At 56.4% G+C, this 24,316-nt stretch carries 23 protein-coding genes and 1 pseudogene; 16 read left to right on the forward strand and 8 right to left on the reverse strand.

Annotation, left to right across the window (positions count from 1 at the left end):
- Window positions 1-107: 107 nt before the first annotated feature.
- The 7 genes from M0Q23_00225 to pyk all read left to right on the forward strand — a co-directional run bounded on the left by M0Q23_00225 (window position 108) and on the right by pyk (window position 6,269).
- On the forward strand, window positions 108-632 hold the full coding sequence (locus tag M0Q23_00225) for a hypothetical protein (protein ID MCK9527073.1): 525 nt from the start codon (window positions 108-110) through the stop codon (window positions 630-632).
- 531 nt (window positions 633-1,163) lie between these two features.
- On the forward strand, window positions 1,164-1,910 hold the full coding sequence (gene modA, locus M0Q23_00230; GenBank protein ID MCK9527074.1) for a molybdate ABC transporter substrate-binding protein: 747 nt from the start codon (window positions 1,164-1,166) through the stop codon (window positions 1,908-1,910).
- Window positions 1,911-2,600, forward strand: a complete 690-nt coding sequence (modB, locus tag M0Q23_00235; protein MCK9527075.1) for a molybdate ABC transporter permease subunit — start codon at window positions 1,911-1,913, stop codon at window positions 2,598-2,600.
- Window positions 2,566-3,279, forward strand: coding sequence for an ATP-binding cassette domain-containing protein (locus M0Q23_00240; protein ID MCK9527076.1), 714 nt, complete (start codon window positions 2,566-2,568; stop codon window positions 3,277-3,279). The genes modB and M0Q23_00240 overlap by 35 nt, the downstream gene beginning before the upstream one ends.
- A gap of 100 nt (window positions 3,280-3,379) precedes the next feature.
- Window positions 3,380-3,964: a formylmethanofuran dehydrogenase subunit E family protein gene (locus tag M0Q23_00245; protein MCK9527077.1), complete on the forward strand. Its 585-nt coding sequence runs from the start codon at window positions 3,380-3,382 to the stop codon at window positions 3,962-3,964.
- Between the two features lie 443 nt (window positions 3,965-4,407).
- The gene (locus tag M0Q23_00250) at window positions 4,408-4,860 is read left to right on the forward strand and encodes a CBS domain-containing protein (GenBank protein ID MCK9527078.1); all 453 of its coding nucleotides are present in this window, start codon (window positions 4,408-4,410) and stop codon (window positions 4,858-4,860) included.
- Window positions 4,860-6,269 (forward strand): pyruvate kinase, encoded by a 1,410-nt coding sequence (gene pyk / locus M0Q23_00255; protein ID MCK9527079.1) that lies wholly within the window; start codon window positions 4,860-4,862, stop codon window positions 6,267-6,269. Before M0Q23_00250 ends, pyk begins: the two co-directional genes overlap by 1 nt.
- A gap of 247 nt (window positions 6,270-6,516) precedes the next feature.
- Here pyk and M0Q23_00260 read toward each other — a convergent pair whose 3' ends face one another.
- Together M0Q23_00260 and M0Q23_00265 are read right to left on the reverse strand one after the other, a co-directional pair.
- Window positions 6,517-7,857, reverse strand: a complete 1,341-nt coding sequence (locus tag M0Q23_00260; protein MCK9527080.1) for a glutamine synthetase family protein — start codon at window positions 7,855-7,857, stop codon at window positions 6,517-6,519.
- A 239-nt stretch (window positions 7,858-8,096) separates the two neighbouring features.
- The gene (locus M0Q23_00265) at window positions 8,097-9,527 is read right to left on the reverse strand and encodes an FAD-binding protein (GenBank protein MCK9527081.1); all 1,431 of its coding nucleotides are present in this window, start codon (window positions 9,525-9,527) and stop codon (window positions 8,097-8,099) included.
- A 415-nt stretch (window positions 9,528-9,942) separates the two neighbouring features.
- Between M0Q23_00265 and M0Q23_00270 the strand changes: the two genes are divergently transcribed.
- The 8 genes from M0Q23_00270 (at window position 9,943) to M0Q23_00305 (ending at window position 18,606) form a co-directional block, all read left to right on the forward strand.
- The gene (locus M0Q23_00270; protein MCK9527082.1) at window positions 9,943-10,884 is read left to right on the forward strand and encodes a prenyltransferase; all 942 of its coding nucleotides are present in this window, start codon (window positions 9,943-9,945) and stop codon (window positions 10,882-10,884) included.
- Window positions 10,885-10,889: 5 nt separating this feature from the next.
- A complete protein-coding gene (locus M0Q23_00275) occupies window positions 10,890-12,146 on the forward strand; it encodes a radical SAM protein (GenBank protein MCK9527083.1) in 1,257 nt (418 codons plus the stop codon).
- A gap of 156 nt (window positions 12,147-12,302) precedes the next feature.
- Entirely contained in the window at window positions 12,303-13,394 is a 1,092-nt protein-coding gene (locus M0Q23_00280; protein ID MCK9527084.1) for a histone deacetylase, read from the forward strand.
- Window positions 13,395-13,419: 25 nt separating this feature from the next.
- The gene (gene gatC, locus M0Q23_00285; GenBank protein ID MCK9527085.1) at window positions 13,420-13,707 is read left to right on the forward strand and encodes an Asp-tRNA(Asn)/Glu-tRNA(Gln) amidotransferase subunit GatC; all 288 of its coding nucleotides are present in this window, start codon (window positions 13,420-13,422) and stop codon (window positions 13,705-13,707) included.
- Between the two features lie 25 nt (window positions 13,708-13,732).
- On the forward strand, window positions 13,733-15,193 hold the full coding sequence (gatA, locus tag M0Q23_00290) for an Asp-tRNA(Asn)/Glu-tRNA(Gln) amidotransferase subunit GatA (GenBank protein MCK9527086.1): 1,461 nt from the start codon (window positions 13,733-13,735) through the stop codon (window positions 15,191-15,193).
- Entirely contained in the window at window positions 15,193-16,626 is a 1,434-nt protein-coding gene (gene gatB, locus M0Q23_00295; protein MCK9527087.1) for an Asp-tRNA(Asn)/Glu-tRNA(Gln) amidotransferase subunit GatB, read from the forward strand. The genes gatA and gatB overlap by 1 nt, the downstream gene beginning before the upstream one ends.
- Entirely contained in the window at window positions 16,623-17,660 is a 1,038-nt protein-coding gene (gene mtnA, locus M0Q23_00300; protein MCK9527088.1) for an S-methyl-5-thioribose-1-phosphate isomerase, read from the forward strand. The genes gatB and mtnA overlap by 4 nt, the downstream gene beginning before the upstream one ends.
- Before the next feature lie 313 nt (window positions 17,661-17,973).
- Window positions 17,974-18,606 carry an HAD-IA family hydrolase gene (locus M0Q23_00305; GenBank protein ID MCK9527089.1) on the forward strand — a complete coding sequence of 211 codons (633 nt, stop codon included), beginning with the start codon at window positions 17,974-17,976 and terminating at the stop codon, window positions 18,604-18,606.
- Window positions 18,607-18,928: 322 nt separating this feature from the next.
- Here M0Q23_00305 and M0Q23_00310 read toward each other — a convergent pair whose 3' ends face one another.
- The 6 genes and pseudogenes from M0Q23_00310 to M0Q23_00335 form a co-directional block, all read right to left on the reverse strand.
- Window positions 18,929-19,426: a rubrerythrin family protein gene (locus tag M0Q23_00310; GenBank protein MCK9527090.1), complete on the reverse strand. Its 498-nt coding sequence runs from the start codon at window positions 19,424-19,426 to the stop codon at window positions 18,929-18,931.
- 178 nt (window positions 19,427-19,604) lie between these two features.
- Window positions 19,605-19,874 (reverse strand): hypothetical protein, encoded by a 270-nt coding sequence (locus M0Q23_00315; GenBank protein MCK9527091.1) that lies wholly within the window; start codon window positions 19,872-19,874, stop codon window positions 19,605-19,607.
- Window positions 19,875-20,073: 199 nt separating this feature from the next.
- Complete coding sequence (locus M0Q23_00320; GenBank protein MCK9527092.1) at window positions 20,074-20,484, reverse strand: pyridoxamine 5'-phosphate oxidase family protein; 411 nt, start codon at window positions 20,482-20,484, stop codon at window positions 20,074-20,076.
- A 277-nt stretch (window positions 20,485-20,761) separates the two neighbouring features.
- On the reverse strand, window positions 20,762-21,241 hold the full coding sequence (locus M0Q23_00325) for a ferritin family protein (protein ID MCK9527093.1): 480 nt from the start codon (window positions 21,239-21,241) through the stop codon (window positions 20,762-20,764).
- A gap of 71 nt (window positions 21,242-21,312) precedes the next feature.
- On the reverse strand, window positions 21,313-21,483 hold the full coding sequence (locus M0Q23_00330) for a rubredoxin (GenBank protein ID MCK9527094.1): 171 nt from the start codon (window positions 21,481-21,483) through the stop codon (window positions 21,313-21,315).
- A 165-nt stretch (window positions 21,484-21,648) separates the two neighbouring features.
- Window positions 21,649-22,029: pseudogene (locus M0Q23_00335) on the reverse strand (flavin reductase family protein).
- Window positions 22,030-22,624: 595 nt separating this feature from the next.
- Between M0Q23_00335 and M0Q23_00340 the strand changes: the two are divergent.
- Window positions 22,625-24,298 carry a hypothetical protein gene (locus tag M0Q23_00340; protein ID MCK9527095.1) on the forward strand — a complete coding sequence of 558 codons (1,674 nt, stop codon included), beginning with the start codon at window positions 22,625-22,627 and terminating at the stop codon, window positions 24,296-24,298.
- The last annotated feature ends 18 nt before the right edge of the window (window positions 24,299-24,316 follow it).

The following is a 24,316-nucleotide window of genomic DNA, read 5'->3' on the forward strand; positions in this document are numbered from 1 at the left end:
CCAACTGGTGGATCTTCAAGGAAATAGCCAAACGGATGGGGCACGACTGGGAGTCAGACAGCGCGCGCGAAATATGGGACAACGAAGTATCAGTACTTGCTCCCTCCATGGCGGGCATCAAGTACGACAGGCTGGAAAATGATGGAATCCAGTGGCCCGCGCCTAATGTGGAACATCCCGGAACCGCATTTCTTCACAAAGATCGCTTTACCAAAGGCTTGGGAACTCTGGAACCTGTCGATTGGATTCCTCCGGCTGAAGTCCCCGACGAGGACTACCCCTTTGTGTTAAGTACGGGCCGTCGCCTGTATCACTACCACACACGAACACAGACTGGACGAAGCACGGGCATAAATGATCTCTTGGGTGAAGAAACAGCTGACATTTCACTGGCTGACGCGGAAAAGATGGGCATCGCTCAGGGCGAAAGAATATCCGTGGCCTCACGCCGTGGCGAAGTGGTGGTAAAAGCCAATATCACCGGGCAGGTCCCCCCCGGACTCGTCTGGATGGCCTTTCACTTTCGCGAAGAATGCGCCAACTGGCTGACCAATCCCGTCTATGATCCCGCTACGATGACGGCGGAGTACAAGGCCTGCGCCGTACGGATCTCAAAACTGGCGGCTTCGTAATTCGTAAAGGGTCGTCCGCAGACGCTTCGTCGCGTTCTCTCCGCTATCACCTGAGGCGTACACTGAAGTACGCCTCAGCCTTCAGGATGCGTGCGCCCGTGTACGCGGCGCTTCTTACAAAGCCGTCCTCTATCAGGCGTTTTTCGACTTTTTACGGGTTCGCCAGTATTCAGAAGGCCCGCATGGAAGCTCCCATCAATGGTCTTGTCCCCGCCGGAAGGCTCGCTGTCTCTGTAATGGAGAGACAGTATCCCGGTCGAGCCGCCTACACTCGTCAGTATACACAGGATGTATCTTCTCACTGTACAGGCACGGGGGAAAAAATAGCTTGACATATATGCCGTTAGTGGCATACGTAACGTGCGCTGCCTGCTATGAATAGCATAGGTTAGGAATAACTTAAATGCGGGCTTCCGGGTTACCGCACATCGGCAAGGAAAGACTCGTCCCGCATGAAAAAATCCCCTGTCAGGAACAACCCGTGGAATTACCCGGCCTTTCCGACAGCCACGATTAAGAAAGGAAGGTCTAATGCGCGCGCTTCTTCGAATCACTACCACAGTACTGCTGTTTGCGCTGATCAGTCCGTTTTCAGCTATCGCCCAGGAAAAAATGTCGGTGGCAGTAGCAGCAAACTATATTTCGGCCTTTAAAGAAATCGCCGCTGCCTTCGAGGAGAAATCGGGCGTGAAAGTCGAGGGAACGTTTTCATCGACCGGCAGTCTCTACAACCAGATTAAAAACGGTGCTCCCTACGATCTCTTTCTCTCCGCCGATGACACAAGGCCGCAGCTCCTCCACGATGAAGGTCTCGGCGACGAACCCTTTATCTACGCGCGGGGACGGGCAATTCTCTGGTCGTCAAACCATGATTTCTGCGCCGGCACAGACTGGAAGGAAGCAATAAAAGGCAGCAGCGGAAAAATATCGATCGCGAACCCCGTGACGGCCCCCTATGGAGCTGTTGCCATGAAGGCCGTTGAAGAGGCAGGCATGGCGGAACTGCTGAACAAACGATTCGTCACCGCCCAGACCGTTGCCCAGTCGTTTCAGTATGCTTCCACGGGTGCCGTTGACGCCGGGTTCTGCGCCCTTTCGGCGATTGCCTCCGAAGAAGGGCAGGGAGGGTGCTTCTACCCTATTCCCGAGGCAGCCCCGGTAGTGCAGGCCGCCTGCATTCTGGAAAGGACAGAAATCAGGGATGCTGTTGAACGATTCGCCGCTTTTCTCATCTCCGAAGAAGCCCTGGCAATCATGCAAACGTTCGGATATGAATAGATGGACTACACGGCACTTTTCATCACCCTTAAGCTGGCTCTCGCCGTCACGGCTGTTCTGGTTGTACTGGCGGCTCCCGTTGCCTATCTTTTCGCCTGCCGGAATTTTCCCGGCAAACCGCTTCTCGAGGCCCTCCTCTACCTGCCCATGGCATTGCCTCCCACGGTAATCGGGTTTTACCTTGTCATCGTCATGGGCCCCAGAGGGATTCTGGGCACGTTCTGGCAGACGCTGACGGGAAACAGGCTTCTTTTCACCTTTGCGGGCATTACAGTGGCGGCGGTGCTTTACAGTCTTCCTTTCGCCGTACAGCCCATGAAAGCGACCTTTCAGAAAATCGATCACCGTCTTCTCGAGAGCGCCGCCGTTCTGGGGCTGTCACCGACGGCCGCCTTTTTCCGGGTGGTCATCCCCAACAGCACCAACGGCATCATTGCCGCCGCCGTTCTTGTATTCCTCCACACCATAGGGGCCTTCGGGGTTCTACTCATGGTGGGAGGAAGTATTCCCGGCGTGACGAAGGTCGCATCAATCGCAATCTACGAGGCCGTTGAAATGATGGATTATCGCAGCGCCGGACTTATGGCTCTGACGTTTCTTCCCGTAAGCTACCTCTTTCTCCTTTTTGCCAACAGGCTCAGCAGGGATGGCGGACATGACTCTTTCGGCAGATGTGGAAAAAAAACTTGATTTCTTTGACTTGAAGATCTCCCTGTCCTGCGACGACGATGAAATGCTCGTTCTCATCGGCCCATCCGGAGGAGGGAAGACAACCCTTGTCCGCATACTCGCGGGACTGGACCAACCCGACAGCGGAACCATCACGTTCGGCGATGAACAATGGTTCGACTCATCCCGGGCGATCAACCTGAAACCGCAAAAACGACGACTCGGCTATGTCTTTCAGGATTACACCCTTTTCCCGCACCTGAATCTTTTCGAAAATGCCGCATTCGCCGCCGCAGACCGTCGCGAAATAGACGATCTTTTCGAGCTGTTCAACATCAGTCATCTGAAGAACCGCATGCCTTCCATGGTATCCGGCGGTGAACGCCAGCGCTGCGCAATCTGCCAGGCCCTGGCACGGCGGCCGCAGTTGCTGCTGCTCGACGAGCCCTTCTCGGCCCTGGACGTGGTCAGCCGCCGGGGACTGAGGGAAGAACTGAAAGCATTGAAGGACACATTCTCTTTCCCGGTAATTTACGTAACCCACGATATTAACGAAGCCCTCTACCTGGCAGATGATATACTGCCCGTGGTAGAAGGAAAAGAAGACCGGGACTGGATTCGACGCACCATCTCCGGGACGGCACCCCGGAAAGAGTCACTCAAGGCAGCCCGTGAACAGCGGCTTGCCCTGGCGTTTTAATCTAGTGGGACACCCGATTCAGAAGCGAAGCGACTGAGTCGGGCATGCCGAGCTATCCCCGGCAGGGGATGATGTAAACGATTACGAGGAGTTGCCGACCATGAACATCTGCACCTATTCTTACGAAGAATACCTGCACCTGGTGGAATCCTTTCACGGAAGCATGGCGCCGGGCCTCATCATCGGCGGGTTCATCGTCGACCTGGCACTCAAGAACCTCCCCAAGGGCGATTTTTTCGATGCCATATGTGAAACACCGGTCTGCCTGCCTGACGCCGTTCAGATACTCACCCCCTGTACCATCGGCAACGGCTGGCTTACCGTGATCAACATCGGAAGATTCGCCGTCATCTTGTACGAAAAATTCGGAGGTGAAGGAGTTCGGGTCTTCCTGGACACTGAAAAACTAAAAAAGTGGCCCGAGATCCACGACTGGTATCTCAAAAAAAAGAAAAAGCACGAACAGGATTCGGAACTGCTTCTGTCCCAGATCAAGGATGCGGGACACGATCTGCTGGGCATGCAACCCGTGCGGGTCGAGCCGGACGGCATTCGCAGAAAAAAGATGGGACCTGTCAGCATCTGTTCCGGATGTGGTGAGGCCTATCCCGCGCGGGACGGAGACAGATGCCTCGGCTGTCGGGGCGGGACCCCCTATATACATGTCGCCCCTGTGGACAACTGAGACTACCAGCGGTGTAAGCCGACGGGTTCAGCGGTCATAGCGAATACATGTGACGGCTTCGTAAAAAGCTGCGAAGGCACGACCTCAGGCATTATAACCGGATGCCGCGTTACGCCGCATCCTTCGTCACTGCGGCACCTCCAGGTACACGCCTCATTCCTCAAGATGTACCCGCCATCTCTCAAGGGCCTTGTGCCGGTCCATCGAGTTCGATGGACCCGGCGGCTCCAGAAAAGCCTCACAGATTGGTCTTGATTTAACATAGCAGCTGAGGCAGAATAAATGTTCAAAAACGGCTTGATTCTGTTTTGAATACAGGCTGTTCGGCAGAGCTCATGCCGTTTTTTACGTTGTTGGTCGTACGCGTACATAAAGCCTATGCTTCCCTGTACCGGGAAGCTTGTGTTCAGACAATGCATTCTATCACAGCGCAGGAGGAATCCATGCACAGCATCACCTTGAAAGCATCGACGGTTCTGGAGAATAAGGGCGGGAAGCTCTATAAGGTTCAACTGGGGGAAAAGCTTATTGATTGCGTGCGCTTGATGAACAAGAAGCGGATCGGTTTGCTGGTCGTTCTCGATGACGGGGGGAAGCTCGCCGGTGTTGTGTCCGAACGCGATATAATGCGCCTTGTGGAAAGCAGGGATCCGGACCTCTGGGACAAGCCCGTGAAAGATGTCATGACCCCTGCGGAGGCACTCTATGTGGTCCAAAAAGACACGAAGCTGGACGCCGTCATGGCTCTTATGACCGAGAAACGGGTGCGCCATCTTCCCGTAATGGACGGACACTCTCTTACGGGCGTCATCTCCATGGGGGATGTGGTCAAAAACCTCTTCGATGAGGCGGCTTTCACGACAGAACAGTTGAAAAACTATATCCTGGGGGGGTGATGACACCGCCAAAGACAAAGATCGTCTGCACTATAGGACCGTCGAGTAACTGTCCTGAAACCATAGCATCTTTGATCGAAAGCGGCATGAGTGTCGCCCGGCTGAACTTTTCTCACGGGACTCATGAAGAGCATGGAATCGTCATAGAGCGCCTCAGAGAGGCTTCAGCCCGTCTGGGGCGGCCCGTGGCAATCCTCCAGGATCTGGGGGGACCTAAAATCCGGGTCGGCACAATCCCCGAAGGTGGTTTGCGCCTTTCCGCGGGGGAAAAGATGATTCTTACCGGCGACCCGGGACCCGCCCGGGGGAACCGGGTGTCCGTTTCCTTTCCAAACCTTTCCTCCCAGGTCGGCAGGGGCGACCGGATCCTGCTCGCCGACGGCATGATGGAACTGGTAGTGGAACAAACGAGCGGACCGGACATTACCAGCCGTGTCATAACCGGCGGTGTACTGACATCCCACAAGGGAATCAACCTGCCTTCAAGCACGCTTGACATGCCCGCAATGACAGAAAAGGACCGCCGGGATCTCCTCTACGGACTGGCGATGGACGTTGATTACGTGGCTCTGTCCTTCGTTCGGACCGCCCATGACATTTTCAGCATCAAGGATATCATTCGAAGCCGGACCAAGAGCACGCCCGTCATCGCCAAGATCGAAAAGCACGAAGCTCTGAACCACGTGGACGCCATCCTGGAGGCCTCCGACGGTGTCATGGTGGCCCGGGGAGATCTGGGCGTGGAAATTCGGCTGGAAAAAGTCCCCGGCATACAGAAAATGCTGATCCGCAAGGCCAATGCCCTGGGCAAACCGGTCATCATCGCCACCCAGATGCTGCGGTCAATGGTGGAGTCTCCACACCCCACCAGGGCTGAAGCGGCTGACGTGGCGAACGGCGTCCTGGATGGCGCCGATGCCGTTATGCTGTCTGAAGAAACCGCCATAGGGAAGTATCCCGTGCAGTCTGTCCGCTACATGGCCAGAATCGCCCGGAGTGCCGAAGAAGAGTACCTCCACGCCGCCTATCTCAACCTCCCCACTCATCCCGGGATCGCCGGGGCCGTGGCCAAGGCCGCTTGCAGCCTGGCGAAAAACATTGACGCCGTCGCTATTGTCGCCACTACCCGGAGCGGCTTTACGGCCGCCCAGATAGCCCGCTATCGCCCCCGGCAGACCGTCGTCGCCCTGACACCGAACCAGGATGCCGTTCGCCGCCTCGCGTTGTACTGGGGCTGCATTCCTCATTATCTCGATACTATCGAGCACACCGACGAAATGGTCGAAAGAGCAGCGGCGGCCGTCCTTGTGGAAGGTTACGCCCGGGAAGGCGATACGCTGGTGATTACCGCCGGACGACCCCTCTGGGAAACGGGAACCACCAATATGCTCTGGGTCAAGACTCTTTGAACGAGCCTTCATGAGGTATCGCGCTTCGGGGCAATACCGTTGTATGATGAAAAAAACGGTCCCCCTTTCCCCCGCAGCACGTCGGGGCTGAAACCGGTTCCCACCAGCGGAACCCCGGCACCTTAAGTCGGCAGGAGGGATACCAGATCTCCGGTTCCTGGTACATGTCAGCCACAAGCACAAGTGACGAAGAGGGCCACCCGTTAAAAGACACCTCGTGAGGAGCGGAAGCGGCGGCGATTGCCGGTTACAATATCGGCAAGTACCGTTCCAGTTCGTAGGTGCTCACATGGGTACGGTACAGATCCCACTCGATCTTCTTGTTGGAGATAAACTTCTCGAAAATATGATCGCCCAGCGCCTCCTTCAAAAAAGCGCTGTTCTCGGCACGAGCGATGGCCTCTCCGAGACTGCCCGGCAGGGACGCGATACCCCGTTCCGCGCGCTCGCGGTCGTTCATTTCGAAGATATCGTCCTCGACGGGGTCGGGAAGGACCAGCTTCTCTTCGATACCCTTCAGACCCGCGGCGAGCATCACCGCAAAGGCGAGGTACGGATTGCAGGCAGGGTCGGGACAGCGAAACTCCATCCTCGTGGCCTGGGATTTGCCCGGCTTGTACATGGGAACCCTGATCAGGGCCGAACGGTTCTTCCGGGCCCAGGAGATGTACACCGGAGCCTCGTAACCGGGAACCAGGCGCTTGTAGGAATTCACCCACTGCGCGACAACAATGCACAGTTCCTCGGCATGCGTGAGAAGGCCCGCTATGTAGCTTTTGCCCAGCGACGACAGGAAATAGTCGTCCCGCTCATCGAAAAACACGTTCTTTCGGCCCTTGAAAAGGGACTGGTGAACATGCATGCCGCTCCCGTTCTCACCAAAAAGGGGCTTGGGCATGAAGGTTGCGTAAAAACCGTACTTGGCGGCCATCTCTTTCACGGTCAGGCGGTAGGTCATGGCCGCGTCGGCCATGGTCAGCGCCTCGGCATAGCGCAGGTCGATCTCGTGCTGACTCGGCGCGACTTCATGGTGGCTGTACTCCACGGGAATGCCCATCTCCTCCAATGCAAGAATCGTGTCGCGGCGCATGTCGCTCGCCACGTCCATGGGCATCTGGTCAAAGTACCCTCCCCGGTCCAGAATCCGGGGCTCGCCCTCGGAGCTCTTGAAATAAAAAAACTCCAGTTCGGGCCCCACATACAACGACAGCCCCAAGGCAGAGGCCTTCGCAAGCTGGCGCTTCAGAGCATGGCGCGGATCTCCCCGGTAGGGCACACCGTCCGGGGTCAGGATATCACAGAACATGCGGGCAACCTTTGAACCATCGGCGGGGCTCGTCCGCCAGGGAAGAATGGCAAAGGTGGCGGGATCCGGCTTCGCCAGCATGTCGCTCTCCTCGATACGGGCGAAGCCTTCGATGGAGGACCCGTCGAAGCCCATACCCTCATCCAGCGCACCTTCAAGCTCCCTCGGCGAAATGGAAAAACTCTTGAGCATGCCCAGTACGTCGGTAAACCAGCAGCGGATAAAACGAACGTTGTTGTCCTTAACCTGTTGCAGTACATACTTCTTGTCTTTTTTTGCCATGACCGCATCTCCTTAATGAGAACCGGGCTTCCCCGAAAGATCACCGCCCCTGAAACAACCCGACCGGACCGAGGCTTCATGCCTATCGAATTCGACACCCCGACCATAGAGTTCTTATGGAACCCCTTCCGTCGTCGCCGATCCGCATTGCAATAGCACACCACTCATGTGATCTCAACCGGCAATCCGGATGGCACCGACTGGAAAGGGATACAGGACCTCGACACGATCCTGTTGCATCAGTCCGGAAAAATTTTCCCGGGGTTCATTATATTCAGGGGATCAAAGACCTGCTTGATTCGTTTCTGCAGGGCGATCAGTTCGGAACTCATCACAATGGGCATGTAAGATGCCCTCTTGGAACCGATACCATGCTCTCCGCTGATCGTACCACCCAGGCGGAAGACTGTTTCGTAGAGATCTCTGAGCAAGAGCGGCAGTGTGTCATCCCATCGTTCCAGGGGCGTTTCGGGTTTTTTGACAGGGGTGGCGTGAAGATTTCCGTCCCCCGCGTGGCCGAAGCAGGGAATCAGAACATCATATGTCGAGGCAAGACGCTCCAGTTCCCGGACCAGTTCCGGAATGCGCGCTGTGGGAACCACGACATCCTCGAGGCTCTGTACGGGACAGAGCGCCTTGAAGGCCTCGGCGACACTGACCCGGGGCCGCCACATTTTGCGCTCCGTGGTCGGGGTATTGCCCACGTAAACATCCAAAGCCCCTTCCTGAAGGAAGAGTTCACCCACCACCCGGCATTCTTCATCGACGGTTTCCCGGCTCGACCCGTCCAGCTCAACAAGCAGCATGGCCCCGATACCCGGGCAGGGCAGAGCTTCACCGAGAAATTCGTAAGCGGTCTCAACGGACAGACGGTCCATGAATTCGATCCCCGCCGGCAGTATGCCCGCTTCTGAGAAAACCCGCGGATAGGCCCCTACGGCAGCGCCTGCATCCGTGAAGGGGATCAACAGAACGGCCGTGGCGAGGGGTTTTGGAATCAGTCGAAGAATGATCTTCGTGAATATTCCCAGCGTCCCCTCGGAACCAACCAGGAGGCGGATGAGATCATAGCCGGTCACGTCCTTGACCCGCTTGCCCCCCAATGTGAGCAGTTCGCCCGTGGGGAGAACGACCTCCAGGCCCAGGACATACTGTGCCGTGACCCCGTACTTGATAGCCCGTCCGCCCCCGGCGTTTTCCGCCAGGTTCCCCCCGATGAAACACGACTCGAAACTCATCGGATATCCCGCATAAAAGAGTCCCACCTCCTGGACGGCCGCACCGATGACGCTGGTCACGACACCCGGCTCCACGACGGCTACCATGTTTTCCCGGTCAATCTCGAGTATGCGGTTCATTCGCTCCAGAGAAAGCACGATGCCGCCGAATCGCGGCACGGCGCCGCAGGATAGCCCCGTTCCTCCGCCACGGGGTGTTACCGGCAGGCGATGCAGGTTCGCCAGCTTCATGATGGTTGAAATCTCGTCGGCTCGGGAGGGCTTCACAACGACGTCGGGCGGGCGGGCATATTCCGGACCGGCCACCTCGTCGCGGGAATAATTTTCCAGCGCCTCGGGATCGCCATAGATCATGTTGTTCACACCGACCACCGTCGCCAGTTCCTGCGCGATTTCCGACGTCACGGTTCCGTAGGGTGTCGTTTTGCTCATATTCGATCCTTTCTTTCTTCGAACGTCTCATACCACATGAGGCGGGGTGAACGCCATTAAGTTCCGGCATCCCCCCGGAAGCACCGCCCTATAGATTACGCAGCGGCCTGTGCTCTCGCGGATGCATATTGATGGTCCCGTAAAAAGTCCGGATTTTCCAAAAGCAGCCTTGTAACTCATTGGAAATATCAGGCTCGATTTTCAAGGTTCGCCATGTTTCGGACTCATTGCGAGCTCGCCGATTATGCACGACCCCGGGATTCCGCCACCGTCTGAAGCATTTCAAGTACGTGACATATGCCGGGGCTTGTGATAGTACCCCGCAGATAATGGACGCCGGAACGGAGAGACTGCGGTCTTTACTGAACGGTGATCGATGAACAGGCGCTCCGGCGGGAAGCGGGGATAACGATACATGACGGAAACACTTCGGACGGGACAATCTGCCGGACAACTCCTTAAGGGCTGGATTTCCCTTTCCCGTCTTCCTTTCCATGTGGTCGGCATCCTCCCCTTTCTTCTCGGAACCTTCCTGGCCCATCGAATCGCCGGCGCCTTCAATCCGCAGGTCTTCATCCTGGGGGTCTGCGGTGTCATCCTGATCATGCTGTCCACGTACCACGCGGGTGAGTACTTTGACCGGAACGAAGACGCTATTTCAGCCCGCATGCACAACAACCTTTTTGCCGGCGGTTCCCGTATCACAGCCGCCGGGACAATGCCCCGCGCCGTTCCCCTCTGGACCAGTGTTATCAGCCTTCTGGCGGCAGCAGGAATCGGCGTCATACTCCAGTTCGCCTATCGAACAGGCCCCTGGACGCTTGTGCTTGGCTTCCTGGGCGCACTGCCGGGATTCTTTTATTCTACGGAACCGGTACGTCTCGTCAAGCGAGGAGTGGGAGAGGTGTTCATAGCCTTCTGTTACGGCTGGCTTCCCGTTGCTTCAGCCTATTATATCCAGACAGCCGCCATCGCGCCTGTTATTCACTGGATCTGGCTGCCGATCGGCTTTTCCATTTTGAACGTTATACTGCTCAACGAGTTCCCTGATTACGAAGCCGACAGAGCCACGGGCAAGAGAAACCTGCTGGTTCGCGTCGGGTGGACACGCGGTGCTGTGCTGTATATCTTTTTCAGCGTACTTACCTGCCTTACAATGATGGCATCCCCTCTGTGGGGCGTGCCCGTCGCGGTGATTTATTTTTTTCTTCCCTTTGCCGCCATTGCCCTGTACACAGTCGTTGCGATTGTGCGTGGCCTTCATCGGAACGCGGAAAAACTTGAACGGTTGTGCGGTCTCACCGTCGCCGTCAATAGTGGAACCTCCCTGGCTTACATGCTGGCCTATCTGCTGTGAGGAACATGAAGCAAACCATACGCGTCAAACCATTCTTTGATCCGCCGTCCCTGCTTTTCCGGCAACTGGGAGGCACGCTCCTGATGGGCTACCTCAATCGATGGAAGCGTATACCCCACTGGCTCATGAAACATGGCTTGCCCTCTATACCCGTTGCCAACGGCGCGTTGGGCATGGGATGCATCGGTTATCCGGGACATCCGGTCTGGGAGGTGACCGGAGCCTGTAATCTCCACTGCATCCACTGTCACGCCGTGAGCGGCAGACCTTCCCCGGACGAGTTGACGACGGACGAAGGCAAGCGGCTCATCGACATGATCGCGGCGGAAAGTGAATTCCGCACCCTGGTCTATACCGGCGGTGAACCCCTGGTGCGACGGGACATATTTGAATTGCTCAGGCACTCGCAGCGGGCGGGTCTTTCCAATATCATCGCCACAAACGGAACCTTGATCGATGAAGAAACAGCCTTTAAGCTCAAGGATCACGGCGTGGTCTGTAACGCCATCAGCCTGGACGCCGCCGATCCCTCAATCCACAACCGGATACGCAACAGGCCCGACGCATTCGAACTCGCCCTGCGGGCAATCGAAGCGACGAAAAAGGCGGGCATTCTCTTGCAGATAAATACCACCGCCATGGAATACAATATGGAGGATCTGCCCAACCTGATAGACTTCGCGGACAGGTATGGGGCGGGGATCATGCTGATGTACCAGCTCGTTGCCGTGGGAAGGGGAGAAATCATCGAGACGGCAACACTGAAGAAAAACGCGAATAAACGCTTGAGCGAGCTGATAGCCGAGAAGCAGCGGGAATGTGACATGATCATCGAACCTGTGGCCGGTCCCCAGTACTGGCCGCATCTCCTTGAAAAAGGTGACATCCGCGGAGGAGGTCGGCTCGATCTGGCCGGCATGGTCTTTCATGGATGTGCGGCCGGACGGGGCTTTGTGTACGTCAAGGCAAACGGGGACGTGTGGCCCTGTCCTTTCGTTGAAGTAAGCGGAGGCAGTGTGCGTGAAAAAAGCTTCCATCGCATTTACCATGAATCCAGATTGTTTCAAGACCTGCGCAACCGCGAAGAAAGACTGAAGGGCCTCTGCGGCGAGTGCCGGTACAAAACCGTTTGCGGCGGATGCCGCGGTCGGGCCCACGCCTACACCGGTGATTATCTTGCTGAGGATCCCCGCTGCTTTATCAGGGAACGAAAACCTGTCTCCACCACACCCGAAAGCAGCCGGCACGACCGATCGTTGTGACCCGCAGAAAAGAGAGAGGGCCACCCTCACGTATGATCCCGTTGTCCACCCGATTCGGGGCATCGGCAGTGGACCGGATCAAGGGGCTGTTCAATTGCATTTGCACAGTGCCTGTGATAGGAAAAGCATGACGGCGACGGTTGCAGGAAATGATGCGTGAATCCGCACGAGAAGGGAGGCGCCACGATGTACACCACAGGTATCGTCACCGACAACCGATATATAAAGCACGACCCGGGGGCCTTTCACCCCGAATCTCCCAGGAGACTGGAAGCTCTGTATGAAATGCTTGAAAGTGGGAACATGCGGGGTAAATTTTATCAGATCGAACCCCGGCTCGTTGAAATGAGCGAACTCACTCTCATTCACCGCCAGTCCTATATCGATGAGGTTGCCGCAACGGCCGGGATTGCTCACACATCACTCGATGCGGACACCGTTACATCGGCTGATTCCTACGAAGCGGCCCTGCTCGCGGCGGGAGGACTTATCGAAGCAGTTGACCTCGTCATGGAAGGAACCTTAAAAAATGCCTTCGCCTTCGTCAGGCCGCCGGGTCACCATGCAGAGGCAGGGCGGTCAGGAGGATTCTGCCTCTTTAACAATGTGGCCGTCGCGGCGGCGGCAGCCCGAAAGAAGCATGGTCTCAAGCGGATTCTGATCACGGACTGGGACCTCCACCACGGAAACGGAACGCAGCATTCCTTTTATGACGATCCGGGCGTCCTGTATTTTTCCACCCACCAGTACCCGTACTACCCCGGAACGGGGAGCGCCGGTGAAATCGGACGGGGACCGGGCGAGGGATATACCATAAACGTCCCTCTTTCACGGGGCAGGAATGATACCGATTACGTCAGGATTTTCAAGGAACTGCTCGAACCTGTTGCGTTGGCGTACAAGCCCGAGCTGATGCTGCTTTCCGCCGGCTTCGACATATGCCGGGGGGATACCCTGGGAGGCATGGAAGTTTCCGTGCAGGGTTTCGCGAAGCTCATGAGGGTGCTCATGAACACCGCCGACCAGTGCTGCGATGGGCGCCTGGTGGCCACTCTCGAGGGAGGCTACAACATCTCCATGCTGGTGCAATCTTCCAAGGCGGTCCTCAAGGAAATGAACGGCGAAACCCGCGTCACCGACAGGGACATTGAAGAAACGGCACAGGGCGCGGCCGTCGTGACCGATCAGGTTCTCAACACTGTTAAAGAACGGATCGCTCCTTTCTGGCCCGCCGGGACGTTTCGATAACAGGGAACAGGGAGGACGGCCGACTGTGAAAATTACGCAAGAACAGGTAGTACACGTGGCTCATCTCGCCAGGCTGAACATACGAGACGATGAAATAGAAATGTTCACTTCCCAGCTCAATGACATTCTTGTGTACATGGACATTCTCGACGGGGCCGATACAACGGGCGTGGGACCCATGAGTTCCGTCGCGGGGGGCACGGAACCGTACAGGGAAGATGCGGTTCTCCCGTCTCTCGGCGTCGAAGACGCGCTTGCGAACGCTCCCGATGTCACTGGGGGAAGCTTCAAGGTACCCAAGGTAATTGACTGAAACCATTTTACCATAAGGAATGTTCATGGAACTTTTTGAGCTGACCATACACGAGCTCGGAGAGAAGCTGCACCGGGGTGAAACGACCTCTCTGGAGATTACGGAATCTCTTTTCGAACGTATCGAAGCCGTGGAGGATCGCGTTCACTCGTACATAACTCTCATGAAAGACTCGGCTCTCGAAAGCGCCCGGCAATCGGATCTCAGGCGCCGGGAAGGAGCCGCCGCGGGCCCTCTTGAAGGTATTCCCGTGGCCATCAAGGATCTTCTGTGTACCCGGGACGTACCGACAACCTGCGGATCACGCTTCCTGGAGACGTTTATTCCTCCCTACGACGCGACGGTGGTGGAGAAGCTCAGGCAGGCCGGGGCCGTTATCGTCGGAAAAACCAACCTGGATGAATTCGCCATGGGTTCTTCCACGGAAACGTCCTACTACGGCGTGACGAGAAACCCTTGGGATCTTGAGAGAATCCCCGGTGGTTCCAGCGGCGGCTCAGCAGCGGCGGCGGCGGCTGGACAGTGTATTGCCTCGCTGGGTTCCGACACGGGCGGGTCCATACGGCAGCCGGCGGCATTCTGCGGCGTTGTGGGTCTCAAGCCCACCTACGGCCGGGTGTCCCGCTTCGGACTTGTAGCCTTCGCCTCCTCCCTGGACCAGATCGGCCCCCTGACCAGGGATGTTGAAGACAGCGCCCTCATGCTGAACGTCATCGCCGGATACGACCGGAAGGATTCCACGTCGGTTCACCTGCCCGTTCCCGACTACCGGGAATTCCTGGGGCGGGGCATCGAGGGGTGGACCATCGGAATTCCTCGAGAATACTTTATTGATGGCATGGACCCGGAGATATTTGACGCCATGGGACAGGCCAAGGCGACCATGGAGAGCCTGGGAGCCGATTGCCGTGAAATATCCCTGCCCCATACCCGGTACGGAGTGGCCGCCTATTGCGTGGTGGCCCCCGCCGAGGCAAGCTCGAACCTTGCCCGCTATGACGGTGTGCGCTACGGTTTCCGCTCCACCGACGGGGATGATCTCCCGGGTATGTACCGGAACACCAGGACGGCAGCCTTCGGTGCCGAGGTCAAACGGAGGATCATGATCGGAACGTATGCCCTTTCCTCGGGATATTACGACGCGTACTACAAAAAAGCCTCCCAGGTCCGGGCTCTCGTGAAGAATGATTTCGACGAGGCATTTAAGACCTGCGACATTATATTGGCACCCACCACGCCCACGGCGGCTTTCAGGCTGGGCGAAAAAATTGAAGACCCCCTCCAGATGTACTTGTCGGACGTCTTCACCCTTCCCGCGAATCTTGCGGGCATTCCGGCCATATCGGTCCCCTGCGGCTTCACCGGAAAGGGACTTCCGCTGGGCATCCAGTTTCTTGCCGGCTCCTTCCAGGAAGGAAAACTGCTGCAGGCGGCATCGGCCTTTGAAAGATCGATGACCTTCGAGAAAAGGAGACCTCCGCTGTAATGGAATACGAACCCGTAATCGGGCTCGAAGTTCACGCCCAACTGCTGACAAAAACAAAGATATTCTGCGGCTGCTCCACACAGTTCGGTGCCCCCCCCAACAGCAACACCTGTCCCGTCTGCCTGGGCATGCCCGGGGTGTTGCCGGTGCTGAACCGAAGAGTGGTCGAATACGCCCTCAAAATGGCCCTGGCAACCAATTGCACCATCAACTTTTCCAGTAAATGGGCCAGGAAAAACTATTTCTACCCGGACCTGCCCAAAGGATACCAGATTTCCCAGTACGCCGACCCCCTGGCCGCAGGAGGATACGTGGACGTTGAAACCGACGGCGTGACAAAGCGGATCGGAATCACCCGCATTCACATGGAAGAGGACGCGGGAAAGCTCATTCATGACGAGACTGCCCCCGTCAGTTACGTGGATCTGAACCGGGCCGGCATGCCACTCATCGAAATCGTGAGTGAACCGGATATACGGAGCCCCGAGGAAGGAGCCGGGTACCTGAGACGGCTCCACGAAACCCTCGTGTACCTTGAAATCTGCGACGGAAACATGGAAGAGGGGAGCTTCCGTTGCGATGCAAACGTTTCCCTGCGCCCGAAAGGCAGGGAGGAGCTCGGAACACGGACGGAACTGAAAAACATGAATTCCTTTCGGAACGTGCAGCGTGCCCTCGAGTATGAAATAAAGCGCCAGCAGTACATTCTGGAAAGCGGGGGGCAGGTGGTTCAGGATACACGTCTCTGGGACGAAGCCAAGGGGATGACTTTCGCCATGCGGAGCAAGGAAGAAGCCCATGATTACCGGTACTTTCCCGACCCGGATCTCCTGCCCGTGAGGGTTTCACGAGAATGGGCCGAGGCCGTCGCCCGCAGCCTGCCCGAACTGCCCATGGAAAAAAGGAAACGCTTTACCGGTTATTACGAGCTTCCCCCCTATGACGCGGGAGTCCTCACGGCGGACCGGGCAGTTGCCGACTACTTTGAAATCGTTGCCGGCCGGTGCGGAAAACCCAAGGCGGCCAGCAACTGGGTCATGGGCAGCATCCTGGCCTTCCTGAACGAATACAAGGTTCATATCCATGAATGCCCCGTGACGCCACAATCCCTGGGAGATCTTATTCTGCTCATCGACGATGGAGCTATCAGCGGCAAGATGGCGAAAGAGGTTTTCGAGGATATGTGGGCCACCGGCAAGGAACCAGAGACGATCATCGAGGAGAAGGGGCTCGTCCAGATCACCGACACCGAAGCCATCGAGGCAGCCGTTGACGCTGTACTGGAGGCCCACCCCGCCCAGGTTGAGCAGTACCGGAAAGGAAAAGAAAAGGTTTTCGGCTTTTTCGTTGGACAGACCATGAAGGCCACCCGGGGAACCGCGAATCCCGACCTGGTAAACCGGATTTTGAAGGAAAAACTTTCCCGCCCATGATTCGAACCATAGCGTGGCAGGACGACATGGTGGTCCTGGTTGACCAGAAGGCCCTTCCAGCGCAGGAGGCCTATGTCCTCTGCCGGGACTATACCGATGTTGCCGCCGCCATCAAGGATATGACCGTTCGGGGAGCGCCGGCCATAGGTATCGCCGCGGCCATGGGAATCGCTCTCGGGTTCGGCAGGCGCCGCAGGGAGGCACGGGAAGACCAGCGGGAGTCCCTGCATCGGATATGTGACGACTTCGGAGCGACGAGACCCACGGCGGCCAATCTTTTCCGGGCCATCCATCGTATGAAGGAATGCTTCGAGGCGTCAGACGATGCCGATTTCACGATTGTGGCCGGGCGTCTCAAGGAAGAGGCGCTGCGGATGCTCGATGAGGACATCGAATCGAATCAATGGATCGGACGATTCGGAAGGGATCTGGTCCCGCCGGGAAGCACGGTACTGACGCATTGCAATGCCGGAGCCCTGGCGACGGGAGGTTATGGTACCGCACTGGGTGTTATCAGGGCGGCCCATGAAAAGGGGGCCATACGCCGTGTTTTCGCCGGTGAAACGAGGCCCCTGCTCCAGGGAGCCCGGCTGACTGCCTGGGAACTGGCCCGCGAAGGCATCCCCGTGACGGTTATAACGGATTCCATGGCGGGGCATTTCATGGCCCGGAAAGAAATCGACCTGGTCATCGTGGGGGCCGACCGCATAGCGGCTAACGGTGATACGGCGAACAAGATCGGAACCTACACGCTGGCTCTCCTGGCACGGGAGCATGACATCCCTTTTTACGTCGCGGCGCCGAGAACAACGATAGATGCGGAAACAGCGACGGGCGATGATATTCCTATCGAGGAGCGCTATCCGGAAGAAGTGTTGACCATGGCCGGAACACCCACGGCACCGGCCGGAACCCAGGCCCTCAACCCGGCTTTCGACGTCACGCCCAACAGGTTGATCACAGCGATCATCACCGATGCCGGCATCATACGGCAGCCCTTTGAAGCGGGTATTATAGAAATTTTCAAAAGCTGACGAGTTCCCTGCCGGAACGGCGGATGCGGGCAGACACCGTTATCGTCCGGCGACGACGGCTCGCAGATCTTCGCCCGATACTGACGGTCCCGTAAAACGGTCGAAAAACGTCCGATAGAAGACGGCTTTGCAAAAAGCTCCCTGAGGCGCGGCGCGCACATCCTGAGGAATGAGGCGTACTGCGAGGTACGCCGCAGTGACGGGGAAGGGAGCGCAATCAGGCCTCCGGCACCAGTGTACGGAGCCGTCAATCCTGCGCGGCAGGACCATCCCGTGGGGTTCGTGACCAGAGAAAAGCACAGGAGAGTATCACATGAACCGGCTGTACCTTTTCGATTTCGACGGTGTCATCGCCGATTCCCGTTCAGTCTACGAGCATTTCGTCATTGCTTGCCTCGAAAAGATGGACGAGCCCCTGCGCATAACGGCCGATGACTTCCTTGAATTTTTCGACGACAACTTCTTCGAGTCGATACAGAAGCGTGGGATTCCCCTGGACCGGTTCCTGGAAATGGGGGCGACCCTGAATCCCGTCGACTATTCACAAATAGCTGTTTTTCATGACATACTGCCCGTTCTCGAAGAGCTTTCACACAGAAACCGTCTCGCCGTCATTTCATCCAGTCTGTCAGACCCCATTGAAGCGGTCCTGAACCGGACTCAAGCGTACCACCTTTTCAGTGCCGTTCTCGGTGCCGACTACTCGACCAGTAAAACGGAAAAAATTCTTCACATCATGGAACAATGGAAGAAAGGACCCCGGGAGACCTTCTACATCGGCGACACAACAGGCGATATACGGGAAGCGAAACGGGCCGGCGTCCAATCCGTGGCCGTCACCTGGGGGTGGCATCCGGAAGAACGTCTTCGGACCGCCGATCCCGATCACATCGTCAGGACCCCCCGTGATCTGCTCACTCTCAACGACGGGGCCGGCCGACCCTGAAACAACGGCTGGGGGCCACGAACGACCCAACGATCATGCATCCTGCCACAGCGAGTCTTATTCCAAGACCTTTATCACCTGTCGGTTGTGTCAATGCGGCGGCATGGAGAAATTGCACGAGATACCACCGGTGAAGAAAGATTTCTCGTCGCTTCGCTCCTCGACATGACGGTATTTACAATGCGCCTCGACATGACGGAACTTTACAATGCGCTTCGAACCGACGGAACTTGATAATGCTCCTCGAACTGACGGTGTTTACAATGCTCCTCGAAACAAGGAAATTCATCAGTTCCACAGGAAACCGTCAAGACCGGAACTCTCACTCCACTCTCTGGAAGACGGATCCCCTGGCGCCACAGACGGGACAGGTGCCGGGAGGCTCTTCCTCGGCGGTGAAGCCGCACACGGGACAGATATAGTAGGGGTACTCCCTTCCCCCGGCATCGAGGTTTTCCAGCATGTTCCGGTAGAGGTTCGCGTGCAGTTCTTCAACTTCCATGGCAAAGGCAAAACTGCGTTCGGCCGCGGCGTTTCCTTCTTCCCCGGCGACGGTAACCATATCAGGATACATGCTCTTGAACTCGTGAATTTCACCCTCTATCGCCTCTTTCAGGTTTTCCTGCGTGGTCCCGATCCCCCTCATGACCCGCAGGTGGGCATGGGCGTGTACCGTCTCAGCCGCGGCGACCGCCCTGAAAAGGCGCGCAGCCTGGCGATAGCCGTCCTTGTCCGCCTTTTCGGCAAAGGCGAGGTATTTCCTGTTCGCCTGGGACTCACCGGCAAAAGCTTCTTTCAGGTTTTTTTCCGTTTTCGACATAACCTCCATCCCTCCTTTTATACGCAGTATGCGTCAGGCCCCTCCTTCGGGCAACGCCTGGAAATCGAAAAGAAGATGAACAGGTGATGGTGATTCCTGAAGTCGTCACGGGTCTCTCTCTGGAGAAAGACCCGCGACATCTGAAAAAGACACGAAGTTTCCCGCGCTGTCACCGGTATTACCTGTCTCCGGAAAGCTTCTGAAGCTCCCGCACAATGATCTCCAGGGGAGGCCTCTTGTTAATGTCATGAACATCGATGTAGGCGGATAACACCATCCCCACCGTGGGGCCGGAAACCCGAAAGAACGGGGAGCCAGAGACCCCCTTCTGTTTCGTCCACGCCCGGAGCGAGGGAACACTGTCAACGCCGACACCCGGCAGGACGGCATTATGGCACGAGAACAGTTTCTTCAGGACGTTGTATAGCCCGGCCGCTGGTCGGAACAAACCGGTGTCCATGCGGTCGGCACGAAGGAAATTACCACGTTCCGCCCCGTGAACTCCTTCAGGGATGTCGTTGCTCCCCACAGATTCGGAAGCTCGGAATCAGGGGCCTTCTCACCAACGGCGATTTTCAGGACACTGCCGACAGGTGTGAGCTTCTTCGTTTCGTACACGGTACCCGAAAAAGCAAAGGACTGTCCGCCTACCCCTGTTCCCTTATGCCGGGCCTCAAAACCCCATCGGCAACCAGCGGGAGAACCTTGTCGACCCTGAAGAACACAACATACTTCGATTCGTTATTGTATTTTATGGTGAAAATGGGATACCGCTTTTTTCTGATGGTCTCGATCAGCTCGCTGCCTTCTTCCTCTTTGATTTTCGTCAGATAGAGTCGTTTGCCGTCATAACCGTCTTGTTCCCTGAAAAAATAGCACGCCTTGGGGTTTGACGTCAGATTCTGATGGGTCAGGTGGCCGGACATGATGAAGGCCACAGTGTTTTCATCCATCATCACCGGTTTTGAAAGCGCGGCGGCATTGACGTTTCCTTCCGCATCGGCCGTCGCCATGACGCCGACTCCCTTTACCTTGTCGAAATATGCTCCTAAATTCATGAATGACGTACCCTCCTCTGATAGACATTGAACATGTCAAACATAATGACGGCTTCGTAACATGGTACCGGAGGCATGCCTCCGGCGCTCCGGCCGGATGCTTGATCGCGCTCCCTCCTTCGTCACCGCGGCGTACCTCGCGGTATGCCTCATTCCTCAGGATATGCGCGCCGTGCCTGACGTAAGAAACTTTTTACAAAGCCGTCCCCATCGGACGTTGTCCAGCTTTGTACGAGATCGTCAGCAATGTGTTGCCGCTCATGACGTCCGCACCATTTTATGTGTACTTCTTTTTAAGTTCAGACAGAACCTCGAAATGCCTGCGTTCTTCATCGATGATGTCATCGATGGCCTGGTGGTGCTTCGGGGGCACAAAATTCTTGATCTCGTGATAGTAGAGAATGGAATCGAGTTCCCGCTTGATGGCAAAGTTCAATGCCGAGGGCGTATCCTGTACGCCCTCAAGTTCACGGTCCATAACTTCCTTCGTAAAGATGATGTTGTTGTCAACGTAGCTTCTCAGATAGGCACCGTACTCACCGGGATACCCTTCCCGCGGTTCCTGCCGTTCGATACCCGCGAGCATGGTCCTGAATATTTCTTTATGCTTGTCCTCTTCCTCGGCAAGGCATCTAAAAAGCTGTTTTGCATCTTCAGTAGCAGCTATCTGAACGGCAAACCGGTAAAAGTTGCTTCCGTTCTCCTCGATTCTCATGGCAATCTCAAAAATATCCCCTGCTTCAAAGCCAGTGGTCATGGAAGGCTCCTTTTCTGTGAATGTCAAGGCTGACGGCCTGGTAATGTCATCGGACAAATTATATATCCGAATCACTCTCTGTCAAACTCATCCCTGGAGGCACCGCAGACCGGGCACACCCAGTCATGAGGAAGTTCCTCAAAGGCCGTTCCGGCCGGTATCCCCCCGTCGGGATCCCCCGCAGCCGGGTCGTATACATAACCGCATATGGAACAGACGTAGCGCGCGGCCGGCGTGGATATCCCCCCGTCTTTGTTCGTACCCGGATCCGGCGCCGGTCCCGGTTCGCTGATATAGGTAGCGGCATTTTTCGGTGTCTTGCCACCCTTTACGGTGTGATAGTAATCATACGTCATGGGTTCGCCCTCTCTCAGGACACCGGCATCAACCACCCGGCCGACGAAAAGGGTGTGCGTTCCCACGTCGAGGGTATCCACAACCTCTGCCTCAAGGAAGGCAAGGGTGTGGTCCAGCACAATGGGACACCCCGTCGTCCCGGTTCTGCATGAAACAGTGGCGATCTTGTCAACGTCACGGCCTGTTTTAAAGCCGAAGGTGCCGATCATTGTCATCGGGGCGTCAACGGCAAGAACGGATACGGCAAAAACACCACTTTCCGAAATGTGGGCATGGGTAAGATTGCCCTTGTAGATGGCGGTGACAATGTGAGGAGGATTCGAGGTAACCTGGAAAACCGTGTTTACTACCTGTCCGTTGCGTTTACCCCCCTTAATCGACGTGACGATATAAAGGCCGTAGCTGAGGGCACGAAGGGCTTTCACATTCATACGCATATTCCCTTTTTCGGTGACACCGGTGAAGCCGTCAATGATGAACGACCGATTACCCGGAACCCGCTGACACGGTGACTGCGGAAGTATACCAGAAATTCGGACTGAAAGAAATCCTCTTTTAAGAAAGAAAAGGATTATACCCGGACCCAAAATGATGCTCGCGGACTCCCGAAAACCGCCGTTGCCGTTTTCATCCCGAAGGGGTCATTACAACCCTTCGGAGTTCCCTTGAACCTGTATTATACAGGCTTTTTCCCTTGACAGACATAGGCGCCTCTGGTACACATGATCATCTATCGAGGAGAAACGGCATGAAATCCGGGAGTCTATCCTCATCAGGTTCGGCGATACGCTTTTTTCAGGTCTTGTCCGACTTTTCCGATCTCTGCCGTTCCCCAAAAGTTTTCAATCCCCAAAAGACATATCAACTAAGCCGGGTATTACACCACATAAGGATCGGGGTCATGACTTCGGAAGCGATGGGGTTGCGCGTACCGGCGGTATTTCCATCGCCTTTTTCCCTTCAGGCCGTATGAGAGAACTGATTCGTGGTAAACTATAAAGGTTATTAAACGAAGGAGGATCACCAATGGCAGAGGAAAAGAAGAAGTTGTCGAGAGCGGAGCGGCTCGAGCTTGAAAAGGCCGCTAATCTGAAGCACTGGGAGGAGCAGGACGCCCTGCTGATGGAGCACCGCGCCGAGGCTTACAATATCGGCGGCGAAAAGCAGGTAGCGCGGCTGGCCAAGCAGAACAAGAAACCCATGCGTGACCTGATAGTGAAGTTGATAGACCCCGGAACTGAATTCTATGAGCTGGGTCTTGACGCAGGATACGACATCGGTCAGAAGCGTCTTTACGGCGGCGAGATTTACGAGTCGGAAAACCGAGGCCACATCCCCGGCGGCGGTGTGATCACCGGCGTGGGAACAGTTATGGGCCGTGACTGCATGATTTTTGCGAACGAGAACCGCTATGCCGCGGGAACCTATTTCCCGATTACCCTGAAAAAGCACATGCGTGCCCAGGCCATTGCCGAGGAGTGCGAGCTCCCCTGCATCTACATCGCCGATTCAGGCGGGATCAACCTGCCTCTCCAGGTGGGTTGCTTTGCCGACGACGGCCATTTCGGAACTATGTTTTACAACATGTGCCGCATGTCAGCCAAGGGAATCCGCCAGTACACGCTCTCTACGGGCGGTAACACGGCGGGTGGCGCCTACATTGTGTACCTGGCCTCCGAGTCGATCATGATCGAGAAGATGGCCTACGCCTTTCTGGCCGGCCCCCCCATGGTAAAGTCGGCCATCGGCGAAACGGTATCCATGGAAGATCTGGGCGGCGCCTATGTCCACACGCAGCATTCCGGCGGTTGCGACCACTTTGTCCGGAGTCAGGATGAAGGCATTGAAAAACTTCGGGCCATGATGGAGTTTGAACCACCGAACGAGCTTCACGTCGACCGTCGGGAAAGCCGCGAGCCCAAGTTCGATTTCGAGGAAATGATGCGCAACACCCCCATCGACACCTACAAGTACATCAACATCAAAGATACCATCAAGTGCCTGGCCGATGACAGCTATTTCCACGAATACAAGCCCACCTACGGTCCCGGCAGGGGCGATGCGATCGTAGCCGGCAAGATGTGGATGAAAGGCATTCCCGTGGGCGTGATTGCCTCCAACGCCAGCGGCGTCATTTATATCGATGCGGCGCGGAAGGCAACGGAATGGATGATCCGTTGCGGCAACTCGAAGATTCCCGTTCTTTTCCTCCAGGGCTCTCCCGGTTACATGGTAGGCAAGTCGGAGGAATGGGGCGGCATCGGAAAGTACGGATCCGACATGGTGCGCACCTGTACCTGCCTTGACACGCCGAAGATCACCTACGTGATCGGTCCCGACCACGGCGCGGCAAACTACGGGATGTGCGGCCGGGCCTTCAAGCCACGGTTTGCCTTCACGAACATGCGTGGCCGCACGACGGTCATGTCTGGTGAAACAGCTGGTTTTATTGTTGAAACCGTGCGACGAAAGAACATCGAGGCCAAGGGTGAGGCGGTGAATGAAGAAGAAATGGCCCAGTTCCGCCAGATGATGCGCGACCGGTACGACGCGGAAGGGCATCCCTTCTACACCGGTTCGCTGCTCTTCCACGACGGCGTTATAGCCTTCAGTGAAGCTCGTGAAAAAATCGCCCGGGGCTTCGAGATCGCGCTCCGCGTACCCATCAAGCAATCCATCTGGGGCGACTTGAAAGTCTGATGCCCTGAAGGGAGGTAC

Source organism: Syntrophales bacterium (genome assembly GCA_023228425.1).
GTDB lineage: Bacteria > Desulfobacterota > Syntrophia > Syntrophales > UBA2210 > MLS-D.

Bases quoted from the DNA above. Each gene is read 5' to 3' on its own strand.
- M0Q23_00225 (MCK9527073.1), top strand. From the start codon at position 108: ATGGCGGGCATCAAGTACGACAGGCTGGAAAATGATGGAATCCAGTGG.
- modA (MCK9527074.1), top strand. From the start codon at position 1,164: ATGCGCGCGCTTCTTCGAATCACTACCACAGTACTGCTGTTTGCGCTG.
- modB (MCK9527075.1), top strand. From the start codon at position 1,911: ATGGACTACACGGCACTTTTCATCACCCTTAAGCTGGCTCTCGCCGTC.
- M0Q23_00240 (MCK9527076.1), top strand. From the start codon at position 2,566: ATGACTCTTTCGGCAGATGTGGAAAAAAAACTTGATTTCTTTGACTTG.
- M0Q23_00245 (MCK9527077.1), top strand. From the start codon at position 3,380: ATGAACATCTGCACCTATTCTTACGAAGAATACCTGCACCTGGTGGAA.
- M0Q23_00250 (MCK9527078.1), top strand. From the start codon at position 4,408: ATGCACAGCATCACCTTGAAAGCATCGACGGTTCTGGAGAATAAGGGC.
- pyk (MCK9527079.1), top strand. From the start codon at position 4,860: ATGACACCGCCAAAGACAAAGATCGTCTGCACTATAGGACCGTCGAGT.
- M0Q23_00260 (MCK9527080.1), bottom strand. From the start codon at position 7,857: ATGGCAAAAAAAGACAAGAAGTATGTACTGCAACAGGTTAAGGACAAC.
- M0Q23_00265 (MCK9527081.1), bottom strand. From the start codon at position 9,527: ATGAGCAAAACGACACCCTACGGAACCGTGACGTCGGAAATCGCGCAG.
- M0Q23_00270 (MCK9527082.1), top strand. From the start codon at position 9,943: ATGACGGAAACACTTCGGACGGGACAATCTGCCGGACAACTCCTTAAG.
- M0Q23_00275 (MCK9527083.1), top strand. From the start codon at position 10,890: ATGAAGCAAACCATACGCGTCAAACCATTCTTTGATCCGCCGTCCCTG.
- gatA (MCK9527086.1), top strand. From the start codon at position 13,733: ATGGAACTTTTTGAGCTGACCATACACGAGCTCGGAGAGAAGCTGCAC.
- gatB (MCK9527087.1), top strand. From the start codon at position 15,193: ATGGAATACGAACCCGTAATCGGGCTCGAAGTTCACGCCCAACTGCTG.
- mtnA (MCK9527088.1), top strand. From the start codon at position 16,623: ATGATTCGAACCATAGCGTGGCAGGACGACATGGTGGTCCTGGTTGAC.
- M0Q23_00305 (MCK9527089.1), top strand. From the start codon at position 17,974: ATGAACCGGCTGTACCTTTTCGATTTCGACGGTGTCATCGCCGATTCC.
- M0Q23_00310 (MCK9527090.1), bottom strand. From the start codon at position 19,426: ATGTCGAAAACGGAAAAAAACCTGAAAGAAGCTTTTGCCGGTGAGTCC.
- M0Q23_00320 (MCK9527092.1), bottom strand. From the start codon at position 20,484: ATGAATTTAGGAGCATATTTCGACAAGGTAAAGGGAGTCGGCGTCATG.
- M0Q23_00325 (MCK9527093.1), bottom strand. From the start codon at position 21,241: ATGACCACTGGCTTTGAAGCAGGGGATATTTTTGAGATTGCCATGAGA.
- M0Q23_00340 (MCK9527095.1), top strand. From the start codon at position 22,625: ATGGCAGAGGAAAAGAAGAAGTTGTCGAGAGCGGAGCGGCTCGAGCTT.